Source organism: Lentilactobacillus diolivorans DSM 14421 (assembly GCF_001434255.1).
Taxonomy (GTDB): Bacteria; Bacillota; Bacilli; order Lactobacillales; family Lactobacillaceae; genus Lentilactobacillus; species Lentilactobacillus diolivorans.
This window is the reverse complement of sequence record NZ_AZEY01000066.1, coordinates 1-22,484: the sequence shown is the minus strand read 5'-3', so window position 1 is coordinate 22,484 and position 22,484 is coordinate 1. Positions and strand designations below refer to the sequence as shown.

Here is a 22,484-nt window from a genome sequence, read left to right as displayed (position 1 = left end):
AATCATGATTCAAGATATCGATTCAGCTTTAGTCACACTGACAGATTCGGAGATTATCGCTGCTCGTAAGCGGACAACCAAATATTTACTTGAATTGGAACCAGAACGATTCCTGGTTGAATTTAATAAGGTTGCCGGAATCGAAACAGCCAAGGTAAAAGGCTATCAAGGTTGGGAACGGCCAACTGGTAATAATTTTCGGGGCCACTTTTTTGGCCATTATTTATCTGCCCTATCACAGGCCCTTCATTCAGAAAAAGATCCCGACATCCAAGCCGCAATTCATGTTAAATTAACCACGGCGGTTACCGGTCTTTTAAAAGCCCAGACTTATTACGCGAAGGTTCATCCTCAAAGTGCAGGTTATGTATCAGCGTTTCGAGAAGTTGCCCTCGACGCTGTTGAGGGGAAGCCGGTTCCTGAAAATCAAAGAGAGAACGTCCTGGTTCCCTGGTATGATTTGCATAAAATTTTGGCTGGATTAATTGCCGTCGCGGTCAACGTGCCTTCGATTGATGCCCAACTGGCTGGCCAAGCCCAGGAAGTTGCTGAAAAGTTTGGCGAGTACGTTTATCGACGAATGATCAAATTAACTGATCCAACGCAAATGTTAAAGACGGAGTACGGTGGGATGAATGATGCCCTATACGCATTATTCGATTTAACTCGAAATCCACACGATTTACAAGCCGCCACTTATTTTGACGAAACATCATTGTTTGATGAACTGGCTCATCATCGGGATGTGCTGGCCGGGAAGCACGCCAACACGACGATTCCGAAAGTGATTGGGGCACTTCGACGATATGAAGTTTTTCAAGAACCCAAATTAGCTGACCAATTCCTGACTGCGGATGAAACCAAACAATTACCCGATTATTTGACCGCTGCTGAGAATTTTTGGCAAATGGTGATTGATGATCATACTTATGTGACTGGTGGCAATAGTCAGAGTGAACATTTTCATGAACCGGGCCAACTTTTCGAAGACGCAGCGTTAAAAGATGGTGCGACAACCTGCGAAACTTGCAATACGTATAATATGCTGAAATTGAGTCGGGAACTTTTTAAAGTGACCGGGCAGAAAAAGTATCTTGATTATTATGAACAAACATACTGTAATGCGATTTTGGGCTCTCAAAATCCTGAAACTGGAATGATGACCTATTTTCAGCCAATGGGTGCCGGGTATACGAAGGTATTTAATCGGCCGTTCGACGAGTTTTGGTGTTGTACCGGAACCGGCATTGAGAATTTTACAAAATTGGGTGATAGTGACTACTTTATGGATGATCGTTATTTGACGGTTAATTTGTATTTTCAAATCAGTTGCGCTTGTTAAATCACAATTCATTAGTGACCGTTGATGTCGACCGTCGGCGCGGGGATGTGGCCATTATAATTAAAGCCATTGATTCGAGCAGGCCAACAGTCCCGATTTCCTTAGCGCTTCGGCGTCCTGAATGGGTTAAAGGCGATGCCACCATGGTTCTCAATGGTCAGCCGATCGAAATTAACCAGAACGTTGACTTCTGGCATGTTGAAAATTTGGTTGCCGGTGCAAAACTTAATATGCGGTTACCCATGGCACTATCGATCTCGGCGACTGAAGATAATCCCCACTATCTTGCATTTAGTTATGGCCCATATGTGTTGGCGGGTCAATTAGACAATTATGAGTTGACCGCCGACCGACCAAACGGGGTATTGGTTCGCATTAGTACTCATAATGATGCGTCCACTTCGACGTTAACTACTCATCAGACTTGGTCAGATTGGCAGGAGAGTTTTGCTCAACAGTCGATTGTTAAAATTGGTGAGGACCGTGAGCTTGTTTCGGTTACATTGCCAAATGTTGACGAGCAGATTAAGTTTATTCCATATTATCAGACTTACCAGCATCGTTATGGCATTTATTTTCAGTGGCAGCAGGCAGGGTCAAAAGAAGCCCAACAGCGAGCTGATCAACTGAAACGATTGGCAGATTATCGCCAGCATACCATTGGCGAGTTAACGAACTTTGATGCCAACAATTTTGAGATTAATCAGCACTTGGAACAGGCAGATTCTGAAGTGGGCAATCTGCGTGGCCGTCGATTTAGACAGGCACATCCAACTGGCTGGTTCAGCTACCAATTTCCAGTGACCAAGCTGCTGACTGAGTTACAGCTAAGCTTGACCTTTAACGTTGCTGATGCCGGCAAGCGGCTTCAAGTGACCATGAAGGAATTTAATTTCGATCAAACAATTCTGGTGGCGCAAAGTGATCAGGCGGATCAAGACGGCTTTTATCAGGTCACCATTCCAATTTCGACAACTGATAATCAACAACAATCAATTAATGTTAAATTTTCGGCAATGCATCAGCCGAGTGCCCGGCTATTTGGCATTCGACTCTTCAACGATTAATTCAAATTGAAAAGCTTCGGGGTGAGGATGTGGCATCCAGATCCCGGAGCTTTTTCAATGATTCTAAATTAAAAGGGGTGCTTTAGATGGTAACCATTGCAAGCAAAAATCTTTTTCATGGAACACGTCAACCCGACTTCATGTATGGTCGTGGATTATTTCTTCACCATTGGTCGGATGGCTATAATGGCCGCTTATACGCGACCGCTGAACATTATGTGACTGGCACGCCATCGTTTCCGATTTTTGAAAGTCAGGATAATGGTCGTTCTTGGCAGCATATTAGTAATGTCGTAGATACTCAAAATGGGTGGGGAATGCGATATCAACCTAATTTGTATGAATTACCGGAAAAAATTGGAACGATGCCAGCCGGTACGCTAATTTGCGCTGGAAATTAGATTCCGGATGACCTTAGCCGAACAAAGATTGATTTGTATCAAAGTGATAACCATGCACAATCATGGCAATATCTTAGTACGGTGGTTCAGGGCGGGATGGCGTCTGTTAAAGGTCAAAAACCAGTTTGGGAACCCTTTGTGACAGTCATTGATCATCGATTAGTCTGTTTCTTTTCGGATGAACGGGATAAAATTGTCCATAGTCAAAAAATTGCTCATAAAACCACTACCGATGGCATTCATTGGGGTGCGGAAATCGATGATGTTGCGGTTGCCAATCCTCAAGCCCGACCAGGCATGGCTGTTGTCGCGCAAATGACAAACGGAAAATACATCATGACCTTTGAAATAGTGGTTGAAGGCGCTGTGGTGGTTGATGGCGAACGAAATCGGTCTAATTACAAAATTTCTGATGATGGGTTGCACTGGCGCCCTGAAGATGCTGGACGGGAATTTGCCCTCGGCGGTTCACCATACGTGACCATTTTGGGGGATGGGACACTGGTGGCAAACAGTACCGGTTCGGAGATTTACTTAAACACCAAAAATGGTGAAGGCAACTGGCAAAAAGTATCAACGGATGTTCCTGGTGCTTATTCACGATCATTAACCGCCCTGCCCAACAATCAACTTTTAATTATTGGTGCTGGCAGTTATGCAGGGCCAACCGAAGCTGTTGATCATCAGCTGACGGCTGATGTTTTTCAGGTTGAAGGACTGGATTAGAACTGGAGAAATTTTTACTTAATGTGATAGCAATTTATTCTGTTTTTTATGCTTAAGATAATCCTTTTATCTCACGCTTTTCGCTTGGTAATAGTTGTGGTTACAAAATGGGACTGGACAAAATTACTTTTGTCTCAGTCCCATTTTTTTGTAACAATAGATTTGTCTAGCGATGGTCAGATTACTCATTTATCGGTAAATTTGCCTATCAGTTAATCATCATTGACAACCAATACTTGGACATGAGCATTTCGGACAACGTAAGCAGTGGTCGATCCCATGATTAGTCTATCCAAAGCGCCGGTTCCTGATTTACCCATGACGATTAAGTCAATATTTTCGTCTGTCGGAACGTCAGTCGCAATAATTGACTTTGGATAACCACGTTTAACAAGTGTTTTTGCCTCTAAGCCATTATCTTTGACGACTTGTAAACCGGCGTTAATCACATTATCAGAATACTTTGATAATTCGGTGATCTCATCAGTGGTAACGATTGGTGCCGTATTGACGACCGATCGATTGCCAGAAAAGTTACGATTATCAATCACCGAAAGCAATGTTAGTTTTGATGAAAAGGTCTTTGCTAACTTAATGGCAACAGATAATGCCTTTTGAGCGTTCTTACTACCATCTAGTGGAACTAAAATATTTTCATACATAAAAATCACTCCTTAGTATTTAAGTGTTATTGATAACCATCCAACTTAATTATGCGCTTTCAGAGTGAATAATACAATTTTTGTGATCTGTTCTTTTATTATGATAATCATTCTATTATGATGAATGGCTGTTATTTATGAATGATTCAGATGTTTCTAAAAACTAATTTTATCTTGGTAAGTCACACGAAAAATGGCTATTATGTTCCTGAAATTTATTAACTAAGAAGATAGTGGCCATCTGCCTGGACTATCGTTTTTAATTAATGTTATTTGAGTCGCCCTTGTCCATTCATAAATCCGATTGACAACGACTAAATTAGTGACTCGGCACCAAACGGTTGTGCGATCAATAGAAGGGCCTAAAATCTCTAAATACTAGTTGATCTTGAAGAAAAGGTTTAGTAAATAAGAGCTGACAATTTTTTTGTGTTTAGGTCAACTAAAATGATTCATGATGTGGGGAATCTAAGTCTAAATTTAAAAATGGTCTCAGATAAATATGTGCTTGCTCTTTAGAGGTGGGATTTTGTTCCAAAAAAATCCATTTGAAAATGACAAAAATGATATTGCTATATTGTTCTGCCAAAAGCTGTAGTGGAATTTTCTTGATTGAACCACGTAACGTTTTGTAAACAGTTGTTTGAATAGTTCCGGAAAAGTAATTGACAAAACTATCGCCAAGCTGGCTTGATAGTGAATTGTTCAACAAAATACTATCTACTTCTGAGGAATGTGCACTAAAAAAGTTGTAGGCATCATCGAAATATTGAACGAATACCTTCGAGTTTGGGATTTTAGGCATATCATCAACGCCAATGTTTGTAGCTAATACTTGCCAGCAATATTTTAGAAGATCAAATTTATCATCAAAATAATTGTAAAACGTTGCTCGCGGAATATTGCATGCCGCACAGATTTCACGAACGGTAATCCGTTCAAACGGTTTCGTTTTAATTAATTCAAACATTTCTTCAGAAAATGATTTTAACGTGCGTTGAGACCCCAGTGTCGGTTTCTTAGACAGATCGTATTTCATGAAATTACTTTGTCTTCCTTTCTTGACTACATTGAAGCATAGCTACTTTTGTAAAATAAAGCTAAATAGGATCATGCTAAAAAATTCTTGTTACGTATTCGATGGCAAACAATTTCTATTCCTAACATATACAAAGATTTAATAAATCGCAAGTTAATATTATTGTCGAGCCGACTTTTACATTATTAAAGCGACTGATAAAGTGTTTTATCAGGCATTTGACAGTGTTATTCCAAATTTTGACACATCTCCCAAAGTGTATCTTGTTTAGCAAATCTTGAGATACTATGCTGATGTTGTGATGTCTAGTGAGCCACATAAACTGAATAATGGTGTTAGTTTGCTAATTTTGTTTAGTTAGACAAGGGGGTAAGTTTGTGAAGTATTCTCTGTTACTTGAAAAAGACGATTTGTTGAAATTAAAGTTATTGCTATTTATAGCTCATAATATGAATAAAGTTTCTGTGAAAGATTGTCTACTTTATCTAAATATAACTCAATATAAGTTTCACCAACTAATAAATGAATTAAATCAGGTTGATTTGAAAAATAATCGCCAGTCACCATTTTTTATTAAAATTGTTGATCATCAAGTTCTGAGAATTTCCTTTAAGATTCGTGCTTTCCGTGAGTTGCAGCTTAAACTATTAAAACAGTCAATTAACTTTCAAGTATTTTTGTATGAAAACTTTAATTACCCAAGCATTTCACTAAAACAATTTTTAACCAATCACTTTATTAGTCGAGCCAAGTTTTATCAAATCCGTCATAATGTGAATGATATTCTTATCGAGGAATGTGGATTGGCAAGATCAAATGCCATTCAAATTCCAAATGATTTCTTAAAACGGGTTAAGAATACCAATATCTTTTTCCACTTTTTCGGTGGTATCGAAAATCCGTTTCCACAATTAGCAACAATTACTTCCAAATTTATCAGTATGTTAACCATGACCCTGAATCTTTCGTTGTTGCCTGATGAAATTCCTAAGCTAACGAGTTTTTTTCAAATCCAGTTGATGGAAATTAAGTGTCATGATCATACCAATCTTGAAAGACTATTAAATCTACGAAACCCTGATTCACTGCAACTGCACGTGATTGATAGTTTTTATGAAAAAGTTGTGGGGCTTCCAGATAAAATAAGACGTCGTGAGGAGATGACTTATCTTTGCTTTTTCCTTGTTAGTCAAGGCTTGCTGAATGAGAAGCAAATTATTCTTTCTCCTAAAGTAACCCGTTACTTGAATCTTGGAAAAAAGTACTATGGACTTCTTTTGCGACGAACACAGTTATTGAAGAATGTTTTTCTGTCAAAAGAGCTGATTTCTAGAATTGTTAACCGACTGGTAAGCCTGAGTTATTGGCCGATCTTTTTTGACTTCGGGATCCAGTCAAGTGATTTTGACCCATCAATTGGTCAATTATCGATTTCAAAACTTAATTTGATCGAAGGCTTTCCAGACCTATTGATTTTGGCAAAAAAGATTGCCAATTATGGATTATCATTGTTTCAACCAAATATTACTTCCGAATTTATTCAAGAAGTTACCTATGGGGTGTTTCAAATTCTGCTTGGGACAGTTCCCAAAGAAGCGTTGGTTTCGGTTAACATTTGCCTGGATCTGGATCAAAATCGGACTTCCAGCGGTTACGTTGGCGAGCGGATTAAAGCAATCCTACCCGGAAATATTCACATTTCCAATCGGATTACGAATACGACTGATATTTGTCTTTCTAGTGCTTGTGATTTCAGTACAAAGCAAATCATTCAAGTCTCTAATTTTAATCCATTTCAAATGGAAAGCTTTATTCATTTAATGAAGTTGGTAAGTGAGATTAAACGTAAGAAAGTTGACAATGTGCTTAACCTAACCAAGCACCAAAACCGTCTAAATAATCAGGACAAAGCTTTGGAAGAGTCATAGAACAAGAATTTTACGGCTAGGTGTTTAAAGACTGTATTTTTAAAGTTTAGTAAAGGAACATAGTTAACTACCAGTTTACATAATGGTTAACTATGTTCCCTTTGTTTTGAAATAATTGGATTATATTAACAGAAAAGATATTTCTACATAAAAACATAATTACTATGTGTCTTTAAATAATCCTAAAAGGTCATGCCAATAACACTTTGTCTACAAATTTTACTAAAAAAAGCAAATAATCAAGATTTACTTATCTTTTTTGACCACTCTAGCAGATTGATTTTTGATATTCTTATCCCGTGGAGATTGTAACTCCATTTCTTAACCAATTTGTTAATACGCTATTGTCATGACTTAGCTATTGGATGTCACTATTTGGATTAATTTAGGGGGCAGTTTTTTGAAAAACATTACAAAATTATCAGATAAGCGACGGAAACTACATATAGGTAAACTAGCAGCCGTCGTTCTATTTTCAGCAGCATTGGGGTCTTTTACAACTGTGTCAAGTTACAATGGGATGTTAGTTGCAAATCCCTTGACGACGAGGATTGCTCACGCCGATTCAACTCAAACGCAAGTACCAACTGAACCATATCAATACTTCTCAACATCAACCAGTACCGGTGATTCACAATTAAACGCGAATGGGTATGCATCGTTGACTCAGGGCCAAACTAATCAATATGGTTACGTTACTTCATTAAGTAAACTTGATTTTAATCATGACTTCACCGTCAGCGGGAATTTGTATTTTGGTTCCAAGCAGGATGGCGGCGATGCTTTAAATATTTTGTTCAGTCATGAAAATCCTGCTAAAGCCCTTAAGATTGCATCATCAACGGGTGGCTTCCTGGGAATGGATGGCTTGTCAAATTCATTTGGATTGGTATTTGATGAACATTACAACAGCGACAGTGTTTATGGCGATTTCCAAAATCGGCAATTCTGGCAACTGGATCGAACTGATCCTGTTGTTTCGTGGCGAACAACCAACGATAATGGCGATTTGAATTCGAATGCCCGAATTGATAATGGTCTTGCGTTTGCTTCGGCCAAGTCACAGGATCCGGATGCTCAAGTTGTTTCGATGAATCCACAAATGATTGATGGTAATGCTCATCCATTTACGATTAATTACAATGCATCAACCAGCACAGTATCGATTAGTGTTGCCGACAATGCATATTCTGCAGCATTGGGACGCAGTCAACAACTTGTTTACAGCAATACAGGTGCGACAAGCAGTTCAACTTGGACTCGGACGATTAGTGCTGCCGACAAAGCAAATGGCTTATATCTTTCATTTGCCGGTGTTACTGGTGGCACCCGGGCAAACCGATTTGCCGTTACACTTTCAGGTGCTTACAACTTGGCATACGCATCAAATGATCAAACCAGTAAGTAAATTCGTAATATAAATCAGTATGAAATATTTAGGAGAATCTGATTTTGATAGGATTTACTTTTTGGAATAGGTTAATTGGTTAAATTTAAGATTTTTTCGGAACAAAAATTTAAATTGGGGGAAAAACGAATGTCAAAGAAAATAAAGAACAAGCGCAATAAGCGCAATAAGTTGCGTTCAAACGCAACCGCGCGAAAATTTGCGTTAGCTCTGTTACTTTCTGGGGCGGTTGCAACAACATCATTTGCTGCTGTTAATCTTCCCGGATCCAATAATTCGTTGAATCAAATTTCAGCTTTTGCTGCCACCAACGATGTAACTGATAATATCGATTGGGATAAGGTTGCAACTGCTCAAAATGGTTCTTCGTTCATTAGTAATTCAAATGTTAGTCAAAACTTTGTCAATCAAATTGCGATTAACGGTCAATGGTCAACTTCATCGCAAGTGACTCAACCGAATGGTAATGGTTATTCGATACTGACAACCGGTCAAAAGAGTTCAATTGGTTATTCAACATCGAAGTATCGATTGGACTTCAGCCGTGACTTTACTTTTCATGGCAATTTGTATCTTGGTTCTAACTCGACTGATGGTGGGGATGCGTTTAACATTCTCTTTAGCCGAACAGATCCCCGTACCGATTTAAAAGCCGGTTCTTCAACAAGTGGTTTGCTTGGAATGGACGGCTTGGAGAATGCGTTCGGCTTGGTTTTTGATGAACACTACAATAGTGATGCGATGTATGGTGATTTCCAAAATCAAACATTACCTATCATATCCGGAAATCCTCAAGGCGTTGTTTCATGGCGGACAACTGATGATAACGGGACTTTGAATTCAAACGCCCGGATTGACAACGATTTGAATCCACTGGATGCCTCATCTAAGGATCCAAGTGCCCAAGTTGTTTCAATGAATCCAGACCTAATGGATGGTAAAGCTCATCCGTTTGTGATTAACTACAATGCCTCACAGAGCCAATTAACGATTACGGTTGCTGATAATAATTATGGCGCCAATCTTTTGAAGTTACTCGGTCCACAAGCATTATATAAAAATACTGGTGCAACGAATACGACCATATGGACGCGAACTTTAAGTGGGACTGATAAACAGAATGGCTTGTATCTATCATTTACTGGTACAACCGGTGCTGACAACGTTAACAACTTTGGCGTTGATCTTCAGGAATACAACTTCCAGTCAGTTGATAAAGCAAAGGAATACGCCAAAACTCAAATCAGTGGATTAACCTATTTGTCGGATACCGAAAAGAAGGCAACCGATGACGCGGTTGATGCTGCAACCAGTGTCGATGGTGTTAAGAGTGCCTACGACGATGCTGTTACCCTGGACAATACCAACAATCATAAATTGGATGATGCCAGGACAGCTGCTAAGACAACGATTGGAAACCTGAAATACTTAACAACCGCTCAACAGACAACGTTTGATAATCAGGTTACGGCTGCAACGACCACCGATGAAATCAATGCGGTTGTAAAAGCAGCCCAGGCTCAAAACGATTTGAACAAAGCCGCTGCTGATAATTCACTACAAGCTGCTAAAGATGCCGCTAACACAGCTATTGGCGGGTTGACTTATTTATCATCAACCCAGCAATCTGCTTATACTGATGCCGTTAACAAGGCAACTGATATTCCGACAATTCAAAATATTGTTGATCAGGCTACGGCTCAAAATGCGATTGAAAAAGCCAATAAGGATAAAGATGATCAGGCAGCGCTTGATGCCGCCAAAGCCAGTGCGGAGAGTGCCGTTGATAGTTTGCCGTACTTGTCGACTACAGAAAAGACGACATTTAAGAGCCAGATTAACGCCGCAACTGATGGTACCGGTGTTCAAGATGCTTTGAATGCTGCCATCGCTGCCAATGATAAAGCCAAAGCAGCACTTGCCGATGCTAAGACCAAGGCTAACAGCACAATCAATGCTTTAGCCGACCTAACCAGCACTGAAAAAGCCGACTTCTTATCACAAGTTAGTGCAGCAACGACTCAAGCTGAAATTGACAGTGCTGTTTCAAATGCACAAGCTCAAGATGCTGTGAACAAAGCTGCCAAGGATCAATCAGCCAGCTCACTTCAAGCTGCCAAGACAGCTGCTGAAACTGCCATTGACAAATTACCAAACTTAAGTGACGCAGAAAAGACAACATTTAAAGATGCGGTTGACAAAGCGACTGATGCAGCCGGGGTTGTTACGGCTTTGTCACAAGCACAGGCTCAAGATGCAATTAATAAAGCAAACGCAGACTCGTCAGCTCAGGCTTTGGCAAACGCCAAGGCAGCTGCCAAGGCTGCCATTGCGGCGTTGCAACATTTGAGTGCCGCTCAAAAGCAAGATTATGACAATCAAATCGATGCAGTAACCAAGGCAAGTGATCTGCCGGGTATTATCAGTAAGGCAAAGGATGCTGATAGTGCCGCTGCAGGTGAACTTTCAGATCAAAAGGCTTCTGCAAAGAAGATTATTGATGCTCTAAGTGATTTATCGACGTCTGAAAAAGCAGATTTTGACAAGAAGGTTGACAATTCGACCAGCTTGGATGAAATCAATGCCGTTATCAGTGCTGCCGAAGCTCAAGCTGCTTTAAACGCACAAAACAAGAACCCAAGTGCTTCCAATTTGGATAAGGCCAAGACAGCTGCCAAGGATACGATCAGCAAACTGCCTTACCTGACTTCCGATCAAAAGGATAGTTACACCAAAGCGGTAACCGCAGCTACGAGCGCATCCGAGATTCAAACAATTTTGGATAAAGCCCAGGCTGCTAATGATATTGCCAAGGCCAATCAGGATGCTGCCGATGCCCAGGCATTAGCAACTGCAAAGGCTTCAGCCAAGAAAGTGATTGACAACTTGACCCACTTGACTGACAGTCAAAAGACGGATTACGAGAAACAGGTTGATCAGCAAACAACAGGTGATGGCATTCAAAAGATCATCGATGCTGCTGTAGCAAAAGATAATGAAAGTGCATCGACTCTCGCAGCGGCTAAGAAGACGGCGCTTGCCGAGCTTGATAAATTGACCGATTTGTCAACAACTCAAAAGAAACAGGCAACCGATGACATTAATGCGGCAACCACTACTGATGAAATCAATCAGGCACTGGCTAATGCCCAGGCACAGGATGCCATCAATAAGGCTGCTAATGATAAGAGCGCTTTGCAGGCGGCAAAAGATGCCGCAACCAAGGCAATTGATGGCTTGACAAGCTTAACAGCGGATCAAAAGACTTCCTATGAAGATGCTGTTAAGAGTGCCACTGATGCTGCCGGTGTTCAGGCTGCTCTGGATCAAGCCAAAGCACAAAATGCGATCAATGAAGCTAATACCAACGCAACTGCCAAGGCATTACAAACTGCCAAGGATGCTGCCAAGTCGGCTGTTGATAGCATGCAGAACTTGACCGATGCACAAAAGACAGCTGCTGAAAAAGCAATTGACGCTGCCAAGACAGTTAATGATGTTCAAACAGCTTTGGATAATGCCAAAACTCAGGATGCTTTAAATAAAGCCGCTTCTGATAAGACAGCTGCCGCTTTGCAGGCTGCTAAGGATGCTGCTAAACAAACAGTTAATAATTTAAGTGATTTAACTTCGGATCAAAAGTCGGCGGCTAATGCAAAGATTGATGCGGCAACGACGACCGATGAAATCAATGCAGCTTTGAAGGATGCCGAAGCTACCAATGCGCTTGCGAAGGCTGAAAAGGACCAGACGGAACTTGCCAATGCCAAAACCGCAGCCAAAGCAGCCATTGATAGTATGACTTCCTTGACAGCAGATCAGAAATCGACCTTCGATAGTAAAGTTGATAGTGCTCAAACGGTTGATGATATTAATTCAGTTTTGACGGATGCCCGAAAGCAGAATGAAACCAATCAAAATGCATTGAGTACTGCCAAAACCGACGCAACTAAGAAGATCGATGCTTTAACCAACTTGTCTGGTAGTCAAAGAACTGATTTCAAGAATAAGGTTAATGCAGCCACATCAACTGATCAGATCGCTCAAATTGTGAATAGTGCAACTGCCCAAGATGCCATTGAAAAGGCAAAGACCGACACATCGACATCTGCTTTGAATGATGCCAAAACCGCTGCCAAGACAGCCATTGACTCGATGACCGATTTGAGTCAATCTCAAAAGGATGCCTTCAAGAAAGCGGTTGACAGTGCTTCAAATGCCAGCGATGTGCAAAATGTTTTGAATCAGGCAACTGCTCAAAATGATATCAATAAAGCCAACAGCCAGACCAGTTCGGCCCAAGCACTTCAAAATGCCAAGGACTCGGCTAAACAATTTGTTGATGGCTTGAGTGATTTAACCGATGCCCAAAAGTCAGCTTATGAAAAGGCCATTGATAGTGCCAAGAACGTTTCTGATATTCAAGATGCTGTCAGGTCAGGCTAAAGCTCAAAATGATATTAATAAGGCATCAAAGGATTCTTCAAGCAGCTCTGCATTGAGTGACGCTAAGTCTTCTGCAAAGTCAGCGATTGATGCAATGACCGACTTAACAGACGCTCAAAAGTCCGCTTATGAAAAAGCTGTTGATAATGCCAAGACTGCCTCTGATGTTCAAAATGTCTTAAATCAAGCAATCACGCAGAATACGATTAACAAAGCTAAGAATGATGCAAGCAAGTTAGCTGATGCCAAGTCCGAGTCATCGAAGTTAATTGACGAATTAACCAATTTGACCAAGGATCAACAAGATGCCTTTAAGAAGGCAATCGACAGTGCAACGGATGCGTCGACCATCCAAAGTATTGTTGACCAGGCTAAAGCCCAAGATGCCATTAATAAATCGACTTCCGATGATACCCAGACATCATTGAACAATGCCAAAACAGCTGCTAAACAAGCCGTTGACAGCATGACCAATTTAACGGATCAACAGAAGTCGGATCTCAAGAGCAAGATTGATAGTGCTACCTCTACTTCCGAGGTTCAACAACTTCTCGATCAAGCCAAAACACAAGATTTAATTAACAAAGCAATTAATGATAAGACGTCATCTTCTCTGCAGGATGCCAAAGATCAAGCCAAAAAGTTGATTGATGAACTTAATAGCTTGACACAACAGGAAAAGGACGATATTAAGAAACAAATTGATGATGCTTCAAGTGCTTCCGATATTCAAAAGGCTGTTGATAATGCAACAAAGACGAATGATGAGAATCAAACAAACATTACCAACTCCAAGACAACCGCTACAAAGACGATTACCAACTTAACCGATTTGACTGATGAACAACGGACCGAGTACATCAACAAGATCAAGAACGCGACAACTCAGGACGAAATCGATCAAATTATTAAGGATGCCACTGCTCAAAGCTCAATTAACAAGTCGAAGAATGATTCATCAAGTTCATCGGCTTTGGATCAAGCTAAGAGTGATACCAAGGACGCCATTGACAGTTTGAGTCACTTAACTCAAAGTGAAAAAGATGCCTTTGATAAAGAATTAAGCAATGCCAAGACTGCTGAAGAAATTCAACAGATTCTCGACCAGGCCAAGGCTCAGGATCAAATTAATCAATCCAAGAGTGACACGTCAAGCACGACGGCACTTAGTGATGCCAAGACGGCTGCTAAGACATCGATTGACAGTATGAACAACTTGACCGATCAACAGAAGTCCGATTACAAGAAAGCCATTGACGCAGCCAAGGACGCTTCCACTATTGAAAGCATCTTGAATGAAGCCAAAGCTCAAGACCAGATTAACAAGTCCAAGAGTGATACTTCGGATGCCCAGGCATTAGCCAATGCCAAGACAGCTGCGACATCAGCAATCAATAGTTTGGTTAACTTGAGTCAATCTCAAAAGGACGCCTTTAACAATGCTGTTGATGCTGCAACCAGTGCCTCTCAACTTGAAGATATTATTAATCAAGCCAAGGCGCAGGATGCGATCAACCAGGCTTCCAAAGATTCATCAAGTGCCTCAGATTTAACCGCTGCTAAGACGGCTGCTTCATCAGCAATTGATCAATTGAGCAATTTAACCGGTGCTCAAAAGGATGCCTTCAAGCAGCTTGTTCAGGATGCCAAGACGGCTGCTTCTGTTCAAGACGCATTGAATAGTGCCTTTGCCCAGGATGCTCTCAACAAAGCCCAATCTGATTCGAAAGCTTTGGCATATGCTAAACAAATTGCCAAGAACACGATTGATGGGTTAAGTGATTTGACTGATTCTCAAAAGAGTGATTTTGAATCACAAGTTGATGCTGCTTCAACCGCAGCTGGTGTTCAAAAGGCTGTTAACGCTGCCCAGGCTCAAAATGCAGCTAATCAGATTAAAGATGGTTCAAATGATAATGCTTTGGCAGAAATTAAAGCAATTGCCAACGCAACAATCGATGGGCTGTCTAACTTAAACGCCGATCAAAAGCAAACTTGGAAGGATGAAGTTACCAAAGCTACAACTCCAGCCGATGTTGGAACAGTATTAAAGAATGCAATTAGTGCAAATGATAACGCCAAGCCAGCCGATCTGACTGCTGCCAAGAAAGCCGCAACTGATACGATTAACGGTTTGAAGAACTTAACTTCAGATCAAACCGCCGCTTATCTCAAAGCAGTTGGTGCTGCAACCAGTAAGGATGGTATTACAACCATTGTTAACCAAGCGACAGCACAAGATGCGATTAACGCTGCCAACAAGGATAGCAGTAAGTTACAAGATGCCAAAGATGCTGCTGACAAAGCCATTGATGGTATGACTAACTTGAGTAGTGATCAAAAGAAGCAATTTAAATCAGATGTTGATAATGCTAAGGATGCTGCCGGTGTTCAAACCGCATTGGATGCCGCAGCCGCTGCAAATAAGAGTACAGTGACAACTGATTTGACTGCTGCTAAGAAGGCCGCAACTGATACAATTAACGGTTTAAAGAACTTAACTGCCGCAGAAACCGCTGCTTATGTTAAAGCTGTTGGTGCCGCAAGCACTACAGATGGTATTACAACCATTGTTAACCAAGCAAAAGCCCAAGATGCTCTTAACGCCGCTGTTAATGACGCAAGCAAGTTGGCTGATGCCAAGACCGCTGCCAAGGCAGCCATCGACAGCATGAGCAACTTGAATGCTGATCAAAAGACGACATACAAGTCCGATGTTGACAAAGCCACAACGGTTGCCGGTGTTCAAACGGCATTGGATGCCGCTGCCAAGGCTAACAACACGCCAGTCACACCTGATTTAACTGCTGCCAAGGCTGCTGCGATTGCCACGATTAAAGGTTTGAGCCACTTATCTGCCAGTCAAATAGCTGATTATACCAGCAAAGTTAACGCTGCAACTACTCAAAAACAAATTGATGATATTGTAACTGACGCTAAGAATGCTAATAATGGAACCACGACAGATTTGACGGCTGCCAAGGCTGCTGCGATCGATACGATCAATGGGTTGAACAATTTGTCGGCAACTGACAAAGCTGGTTACATTAGCTCAGTCAACAGTGCAACTAGTCAATCCGCTATTGATACAGTTGTTGCTAAGGCCAAGGCTGCCAACGATGCTGCCGGGGCTGGTTTGGATGCTGCTAAGACAGCAGCTGCGACAACAATTAAGGGCTTGAGTAGTTTAACTACTGCACAAACCGCTGCTTACCTCAGTGCTGTCGATTCAGCAACCAGTAAGGATGCCATTGATTCAGTTGTTAGTCAGGCTAAAGCACAAGATGCCATTAATGCCGCTAACAAAGATGCCAATGATGCCGCTAAATTGACTGCTGCTCAAACAGCCGCTAAAAATGCTATTGATGGTATGACTGACTTAACTGCTGATCAAAAGACGCAATTTAAGTCCGATGTTGACAATGCTAAGGATGCTGCCGGTGTTCAAAAGGCATTGGATGCCGCAACGTCTGCTCAAAAAGCAGCTGCTGACCTTGCCAAAGCCAAAACGGATGTCATTTCATCAATTTATGGCCTCAAGAATTTGAAAGCTGATGAAAAGCAAGATTACGCCAACCAGATCAATAATGCAACAAGTACTGATGCCATTCAAACGATTTTGAATGTTGCCGAAGCCAAAGACCAAGAAGAAGGTCAAGGCGGTTCAACCGGCGGTGGTACAACTGGTGGCGGGACTACCGGTGGTGGTGCCACAACTGGTGGTTCATCAAGCAGTTCAACTTCATCAAGTTCTAGTTCAACAGGTTCATCAAGTTCCAGCTCAACGACTGGTTCCTCAAGTTCAAGCACTGGCCAGACTTCACAAGATGTGAAGGATGCCCAGACTGCTGCAAACAAGACAATCGATGGTCTTTCAAACTTGACTGCTCAACAGAAGCAGGATCTTAAAGATCAAATCGCCAATGCAACTGATACTTCAACGATTAACAGCTTATTGCAAGATGCTAAGACTCAAAATACCAAAGCTGCTAAGACGACTGCCGCAAAGGGAACTGTTGTTTACGCAACCAAGAAGATTTACATGTACAAGAATCCAACGTTCAAGAAATCTGAACGAGTTGCAACTTATGGTACCAAGCCTCGGGTAAATCGACCAATGTTCGTTGTAACCGGGACTGCCAAGACATCTAAGGGTACCTTGAGATACAAAGTAAGAGATGCCAACCGCGGTAGTGCAACCTATGGGAAGACAGGCTACATTACGGCCCGAAGCAGTTATGTATCACCTGTATACTATGCCAGCGTCCCTTCAACGAAGAAAGTAACTGTTATTTCGCCTAATGGAATTAACGCATACAAGAATGCCGGTCTTTCCGGTTCAGCAAAGCACTACAAGCAGGGAACGGTTCTAAAAGTTAAGGCAATTGAGAAACATAACCTTACCACTCGTTATGAACTTTCCAATGGATTATTCATTACAGCTAACAAGAAGCTCGTTAAAGCAGGAACTCAAGCGCAAGTCAGCCGGGTTAAGATCAAGAAAGCCGTTAAGGTTTATCGGACCGCTAATCTGACCGGTGCCAAGAAGACTCTTAAAGCAGGTAAGACGTTATCTGTTAAGGGTTGGGCATATTCTCGTGCGACGTCAACCAAGTCTTATGGCGCTAAACGTTATGCTGTAACTGGCGGTTATATCACCGCCAACTCGAACTACGTTAAAGTAGTTCGGACAACCAAATGATGAAATGTGTTTAGATTGGTTTTCACGTTTTCCTCATGATGAAAACTTGTTTTGACATCATTGGGCCATCATGATTAATCTCCCCAATTAATTTGATGGTTTTAGGTATTAGACGATCATTAGGATAATTATCCTTCCCTATGTAGTAAACCGGGATCAAGGCAAAAGTAAAATTTTGTCATGATCCCGGTTTTTTGCTTAAATTCTTGATTCTAGTTTAACCTGTTCACGTGCCGAAGAAAATCGGCGAATCTTATTGGAAAGGATGTTTGCCACTTTTGGACCGGCTATCATATCGAACCGCCTTTTCATACAAGCCGGATTGCAAGGGCGGTTGACAAGCATGATCAAGCAGATTATTTTAAGTACCCGGCATTACATTAAGTAATATCAACCAGACGTATGGCAATAACTTAAACAGGCCCTGTAAGGTCTGCACCCATTGGATGCAAATCTTACAAGACCTGTTTGATTACTGATTTTGGTGATTATTAAGATTGTCAGAATAAAGCGACAATCTAGCGAAACTATTTTTTTCAACTTTCATCCCTAAACTTTAAGGAATCGTGCCAGGAGTGCGTGTGGAATTTCCTTGGCAACCAATCGATAGGTTTTATAAAAAAGACCGGGTGTATAAACAATGTGGCCTTTTTGAACCAAGTCCAAAGACATCCGGGTAATGACGTGCATGTCTAAGAAAGGCAGCTTATCTGTAATATTCTTTTTCTCGTTTGCCAGATGTGCCGAGTTATTGTACATGGCGGTTTTCATGTTACCGGGACACATCACCAACAGTTTAATACCTTCTTTTCGAAGTTCCCAGTGCAGACTAAGCGAAAGGCTGTATATATAAGCTTTGGTGGAACTGTAAATACTCTGTCTTTTGATGGGAGCAAAAGAAGAAATTGAGCAAACGTTGATAATTAGGCTGCCTGGCTTCATGTACTTTAAAACAATGTTTATCATTAGGGTTGGCGCAAGGGCATTAACACCAAGCATTGTCCGTTGCGCAGAATAATCCTGATTAATAAATTCACCGCTGTTTAAGAACCCGGCATCATTAACGAGTAACTTAATATCAGGATTAAAATGTGAAATTTCTGTCCTGAAATTCAACAGATCTTCATCATCACTTAAATCCAAAGGAATAATTTTAAATTTCTTTTGTGGATATTGATTGGCAACTGCTTGTAATTTTTCCTTTCGCCGAGAAATAATCCAAATTTCGTCGATGTTGGGAAATCTTTCAACGACAGCGTCAACATATTCCCGGCCAAGGCCTTCGGAAGCGCCTGTAATTACTGCAATGGGCATATCATAACCCCTTCTTTCAGGTATAAAAATATTGATCAGCCTTTTAGAAATCGGCTAAGGATGGTATGAGGCAACATTTTGGTAACTCCGCGATAAGTCTTGTAAAAGAGGCCCGGTGTATAAACTATGTGGCCCTTCTGGACTAATGACAAAGATTTTCGGGTAATGACATGCAAATCCAAAAACGGTAAGTAACCTATTGCCTGAGTACTCTTATTTGTGGCATTTAACGCATTGTATTGGTACATATTCGTTTTCATATTTCCGGGGCACATCACTAACAGCTTGATGCCGAGCTTCTTTAATTCCCAGTGTAAACTCAATGACAAGCTATAAACGTAAGCCTTGGTTGAACTGTAAATGCTCTGCCCTTGGACAGGGGCAAATGCCGACGTGGAACAAACATTAACAATCAAACTGCTTGGTTTCATGTACTTTAAAACAATCTTTGTAATCAACGTTGGGGCAATGACGTTGACGCCAATCATCATACGTTGCTTATCGTAATCCTGTTTGGCAAACGCTTCTGAGTTAATATAGCCGGCATTATTGATTAATAGTTTAACATCGGGGTTGAATTTGCTGATTGTGTCCGAAAATTTTTGCAAATCTGCATCTTCGTTTAAATCTAATGGAATCAATTTGAATTCTCGTTGAGGATACTGATCCGCAACTTTTTGAAGCGCATTCTCGTGACGGGAAATAATCCATAGCTCGTGAATTTGTGGAAATTGTTCAACAACCGCATCAACATATTCTTTTCCAAGACCAGCTGAGGCCCCGGTGATAATTGCAACTGACATAGTCATAACCTCCTAAATTAATGACATAAATCTTTGCATTGCTTCAGGAATTAGTTGGTATGGGAGTGAATTCACTCAGCCAGTGGATTTGAAACAATGCTTGATTAATTCAATTCCTAACTAAACGGCTAATGGTGGCCCATCCGATTAATTAGTGCTTGACCCGCCGTGGCATTAAGCCCGCAACGCCGTGCATTCTGATGAGTCTGAGAAATGGGGACCAGGCATTAGTATTGTATTTGGGATCATTTCCAGTGGCAATTTGAGCCATTTGCTGTTCATAATAACTGTTGGCGGATAACGGCCCGACAGTTTTGTCCAAAAATTTGAGATGGGTCTTTAAACGCGGCAATTTGATGGTTTTGTATGTGCCGTCGATGATTTGATTGGGCATATCCGGCTGTAATACCATCGGTCGAGCAAGTCCGATTAATTCAGTGTCTTCATTTGCCAAAGCGTCTTCCATGGTTGCTACCGTTCGAAATCCGCCAGTCAGGGCAATTGGTACCGATGTTAAATTTTTGAGCTTGCGGGCGTAATTAATGAAGTACGCATCGTTTGATCCCTTTTGGGTTCCTTCAGACATGGTTGGATTTAGATAATTTCCACCCGAGATTTCAATCAAATTGATTCCCAGGTCAGCCATTCTTTCCACAACTTTGATTGAATCGTCTTCACTAAATCCACCGGGTTCAAAATCTGTTGAGTTTAGTTTCATGCCAATTGGAAATTCGTTGCCAACGGCTTCACGAATCGATTCATAAATTTTAATCAAAAAGCGCATTCGGTTCTCCAACGAACCACCGTATTCATCTTTGCGCTGGTTATCTTTGGGTGATAGAAATTGATCCACAAGATAACCGTGAGCTGCATGAATTTCCACACCTGTGAAACCGGCTTTTTTAGCAATTACGGCTGTTTGAGTAAATTTATTAACCAACTCTTTAATTTCAGGCTTGGTTAATGCACGCGGCTTTCCAAACGCTGTTGCGTAGATTCCTTCAAATGGAATGGCACTTGGCGCAACGGGTTCTTTTGATAATGACCGGTATGACTGCTTACCAGGATGATTAATCTGCATCCAAAACTGCGTATTATTTTCTGTTCCGGCTTTGGCCCATTCTTTTAAGATAGGCAGGTCGCGTTCATCCTCAACCACAACGTTGCCCGGTTCGCCAAGCGCGGTATGATCGATCATCACGTTTCCGGTAAACAATAAGCCGGCCCCGCCATGTGACCAAGCTCGATATAAATTGATATGGTGTTGATTGGGATGCCCATTTTTGGCAAACGTTTCACTCATGGACGCTTTTAAAAAACGGTTTTTAATGATTTGCCCATTTGATAGGGTAAGCGGTTTGGCAACATTTAATCGTGTCATGTTAATTCTCCTTTTAGTAGTAACTTAAAAATAATCTAAAACTTAATTCTTTAAAAATACGCTTGACTAACAGTTAATCCATTCCAAATTTGATTCTTTAGATGATTAATTTCGTTCATCGTAGGAGCACTTTCTCCGGGAACATTTTCATTTAGCCAGTAAAAATTGCTCAACATGAACAGGCTGCCAATTAGCAACGAAAGCTGTGTATGAAGACCACTATCGATGAAGACTTTTTTGGATTGGCCTTTTTTTAAAAAATCGACAAGCAATTTAGTTGTTTCTTGGCGAGATTGAATGCTGGTTTCGTCTAAATCCGGATTGAAGAGGTTGCCGTATAGAAAATGGACGGTAATCGTTTCATTCTTGATAAACAGACTACTAGCTTCAAACAAGGCGTTATAAGAACCTTCAATCGATTCGTTATCTTGAAAAATTGTTGTGAGTTCAGAATTAACGTTAGCAAGAGTGGTTTGTAAGGCAACATTTAAAATATCCTGCTTATTTTTCAAATAATGATAAATTGTACCAACACTGACGTTGGCAGCTTTAGCAATTGAGGGAACATTGCTCGCTGCGTAGCCGGTGCAGGAAAAGATTTTAATTGCTGCATTAATGATCCTGGTTCGCTTATCGTCTGGTTTCATAAATTCATCCTCCCATTTATTGAATGAATGTTCATTCAATAAATCAAGTATACCGAATTGTTAACAAATATTCAACCAGGATACATGGTCCAAGCTTGAGCCAACGAGTTTGATATTTATGATATTTTTTACTGGGTAGTCATTCTTTATTTTGAAAAAAGGCAGGGAGAAAATTGATGACATTTTGAAATTTATTTTTTCCTACATATTTGCATCGTACTCATTGTGATTGCAAAGGAAAAGAGAGTGGGACGAAAGGCGGTTACGCGGCAGGAAGTTGCCTTTTGGTGCACATTTTCACTCGGTAATAATCGTGATTACAAACGGGGCTGGGACAAAATTACTTTTGTCCCAGCCCCGTTTCCAGCGACTAATCATTATTAATTATAGCTTTTTACGTAATTGATTTCCCAGATCTTCATAACCCGGCTTGCCCAATAAAGCAAACATGTTCTGCTTGTAAGCTTCAACACCTGGTTGGTTGAATGGATTAATCCCGTTCAAGTAACCGGAAATCGCAACGGCGACCTCAAAGAAGTAAATCAAGTAACCTAAGGTATAGGGGGTTTGATCCGGAATATGGACGCTCATATTTGGCACATTACCATCGGTATGGGC

Annotated in this window: 14 protein-coding genes and 1 pseudogene; 8 read left to right on the top strand and 7 right to left on the bottom strand. The window is 41.0% G+C overall.

Features of this window, described 5'->3' with window-relative positions:
• Positions 1-4: 4 nt before the first annotated feature.
• The 4 genes from FC85_RS16195 (at position 5) to FC85_RS06110 (ending at position 3,536) form a co-directional block, all read left to right on the top strand.
• On the top strand, positions 5-1,342 hold the full coding sequence (locus FC85_RS16195) for a glycoside hydrolase family 127 protein (protein WP_263862682.1): 1,338 nt from the start codon (positions 5-7) through the stop codon (positions 1,340-1,342).
• Entirely contained in the window at positions 1,336-2,409 is a 1,074-nt protein-coding gene (locus FC85_RS16190; protein ID WP_263862683.1) for a DUF6805 domain-containing protein, read from the top strand. Before FC85_RS16195 ends, FC85_RS16190 begins: the two co-directional genes overlap by 7 nt.
• Before the next feature lie 86 nt (positions 2,410-2,495).
• Positions 2,496-2,810 carry a hypothetical protein gene (locus FC85_RS06115; RefSeq protein ID WP_057864661.1) on the top strand — a complete coding sequence of 105 codons (315 nt, stop codon included), beginning with the start codon at positions 2,496-2,498 and terminating at the stop codon, positions 2,808-2,810.
• 96 nt (positions 2,811-2,906) lie between these two features.
• The gene (locus FC85_RS06110) at positions 2,907-3,536 is read left to right on the top strand and encodes a hypothetical protein (protein WP_157051277.1); all 630 of its coding nucleotides are present in this window, start codon (positions 2,907-2,909) and stop codon (positions 3,534-3,536) included.
• A 212-nt stretch (positions 3,537-3,748) separates the two neighbouring features.
• Here the strand turns inward: FC85_RS06110 and FC85_RS06105 are convergent, their stop codons facing one another.
• A complete protein-coding gene (locus tag FC85_RS06105; protein ID WP_057864659.1) occupies positions 3,749-4,198 on the bottom strand; it encodes a universal stress protein in 450 nt (149 codons plus the stop codon).
• A 442-nt stretch (positions 4,199-4,640) separates the two neighbouring features.
• Positions 4,641-5,237 (bottom strand): TetR/AcrR family transcriptional regulator, encoded by a 597-nt coding sequence (locus FC85_RS06100; RefSeq protein WP_057864658.1) that lies wholly within the window; start codon positions 5,235-5,237, stop codon positions 4,641-4,643.
• 377 nt (positions 5,238-5,614) lie between these two features.
• On the opposite strand from FC85_RS06100, the gene FC85_RS06095 reads away from it, so the two are divergent.
• From FC85_RS06095 to FC85_RS06080, 4 genes are all read left to right on the top strand, one after another.
• Positions 5,615-7,165 carry a hypothetical protein gene (locus tag FC85_RS06095; protein ID WP_057864657.1) on the top strand — a complete coding sequence of 517 codons (1,551 nt, stop codon included), beginning with the start codon at positions 5,615-5,617 and terminating at the stop codon, positions 7,163-7,165.
• 400 nt (positions 7,166-7,565) lie between these two features.
• Positions 7,566-8,573, top strand: a complete 1,008-nt coding sequence (locus tag FC85_RS06090; protein ID WP_057864656.1) for a lectin-like domain-containing protein — start codon at positions 7,566-7,568, stop codon at positions 8,571-8,573.
• Positions 8,574-8,702: 129 nt separating this feature from the next.
• Positions 8,703-13,019 carry a lectin-like domain-containing protein gene (locus tag FC85_RS06085; RefSeq protein WP_147008599.1) on the top strand — a complete coding sequence of 1,439 codons (4,317 nt, stop codon included), beginning with the start codon at positions 8,703-8,705 and terminating at the stop codon, positions 13,017-13,019.
• Positions 12,973-17,721: a DUF5776 domain-containing protein gene (locus FC85_RS06080; RefSeq protein WP_057864654.1), complete on the top strand. Its 4,749-nt coding sequence runs from the start codon at positions 12,973-12,975 to the stop codon at positions 17,719-17,721. The genes FC85_RS06085 and FC85_RS06080 overlap by 47 nt, the downstream gene beginning before the upstream one ends.
• A 549-nt stretch (positions 17,722-18,270) precedes the next feature.
• On the opposite strand, the gene FC85_RS06075 is transcribed toward FC85_RS06080, so the two are convergent.
• The 5 genes and pseudogenes from FC85_RS06075 to pgi all read right to left on the bottom strand — a co-directional run.
• On the bottom strand, positions 18,271-19,035 hold the full coding sequence (locus FC85_RS06075) for an SDR family NAD(P)-dependent oxidoreductase (protein WP_057864653.1): 765 nt from the start codon (positions 19,033-19,035) through the stop codon (positions 18,271-18,273).
• Between the two features lie 35 nt (positions 19,036-19,070).
• Positions 19,071-19,838 (bottom strand): SDR family NAD(P)-dependent oxidoreductase, encoded by a 768-nt coding sequence (locus FC85_RS06070; RefSeq protein WP_057864652.1) that lies wholly within the window; start codon positions 19,836-19,838, stop codon positions 19,071-19,073.
• A gap of 151 nt (positions 19,839-19,989) precedes the next feature.
• Positions 19,990-21,219: an NADH:flavin oxidoreductase/NADH oxidase family protein gene (locus tag FC85_RS06065; protein WP_057864651.1), complete on the bottom strand. Its 1,230-nt coding sequence runs from the start codon at positions 21,217-21,219 to the stop codon at positions 19,990-19,992.
• Between the two features lie 50 nt (positions 21,220-21,269).
• On the bottom strand, positions 21,270-21,866 hold the full coding sequence (locus tag FC85_RS06060; protein WP_057864650.1) for a TetR/AcrR family transcriptional regulator: 597 nt from the start codon (positions 21,864-21,866) through the stop codon (positions 21,270-21,272).
• Between the two features lie 384 nt (positions 21,867-22,250).
• Positions 22,251-22,484, bottom strand: a pseudogene (gene pgi, locus FC85_RS06055) (glucose-6-phosphate isomerase); the annotation flags it as partial.

Coding starts and splice junctions, on each gene's coding strand:
- FC85_RS06105 (WP_057864659.1), bottom strand. CDS start 4,198: ATGTATGAAAATATTTTAGTTCCACTAGATGGTAGTAAGAACGCTCAA.
- FC85_RS06070 (WP_057864652.1), bottom strand. CDS start 19,838: ATGTCAGTTGCAATTATCACCGGGGCCTCAGCTGGTCTTGGAAAAGAA.
- FC85_RS16195 (WP_263862682.1), top strand. CDS start 5: ATGATTCAAGATATCGATTCAGCTTTAGTCACACTGACAGATTCGGAG.
- FC85_RS06060 (WP_057864650.1), bottom strand. CDS start 21,866: ATGAAACCAGACGATAAGCGAACCAGGATCATTAATGCAGCAATTAAA.
- FC85_RS06100 (WP_057864658.1), bottom strand. CDS start 5,237: ATGAAATACGATCTGTCTAAGAAACCGACACTGGGGTCTCAACGCACG.
- FC85_RS06085 (WP_147008599.1), top strand. CDS start 8,703: ATGTCAAAGAAAATAAAGAACAAGCGCAATAAGCGCAATAAGTTGCGT.
- FC85_RS06075 (WP_057864653.1), bottom strand. CDS start 19,035: ATGCCCATTGCAGTAATTACAGGCGCTTCCGAAGGCCTTGGCCGGGAA.
- FC85_RS06115 (WP_057864661.1), top strand. CDS start 2,496: ATGGTAACCATTGCAAGCAAAAATCTTTTTCATGGAACACGTCAACCC.
- FC85_RS06065 (WP_057864651.1), bottom strand. CDS start 21,219: ATGACACGATTAAATGTTGCCAAACCGCTTACCCTATCAAATGGGCAA.
- FC85_RS06110 (WP_157051277.1), top strand. CDS start 2,907: ATGGCGTCTGTTAAAGGTCAAAAACCAGTTTGGGAACCCTTTGTGACA.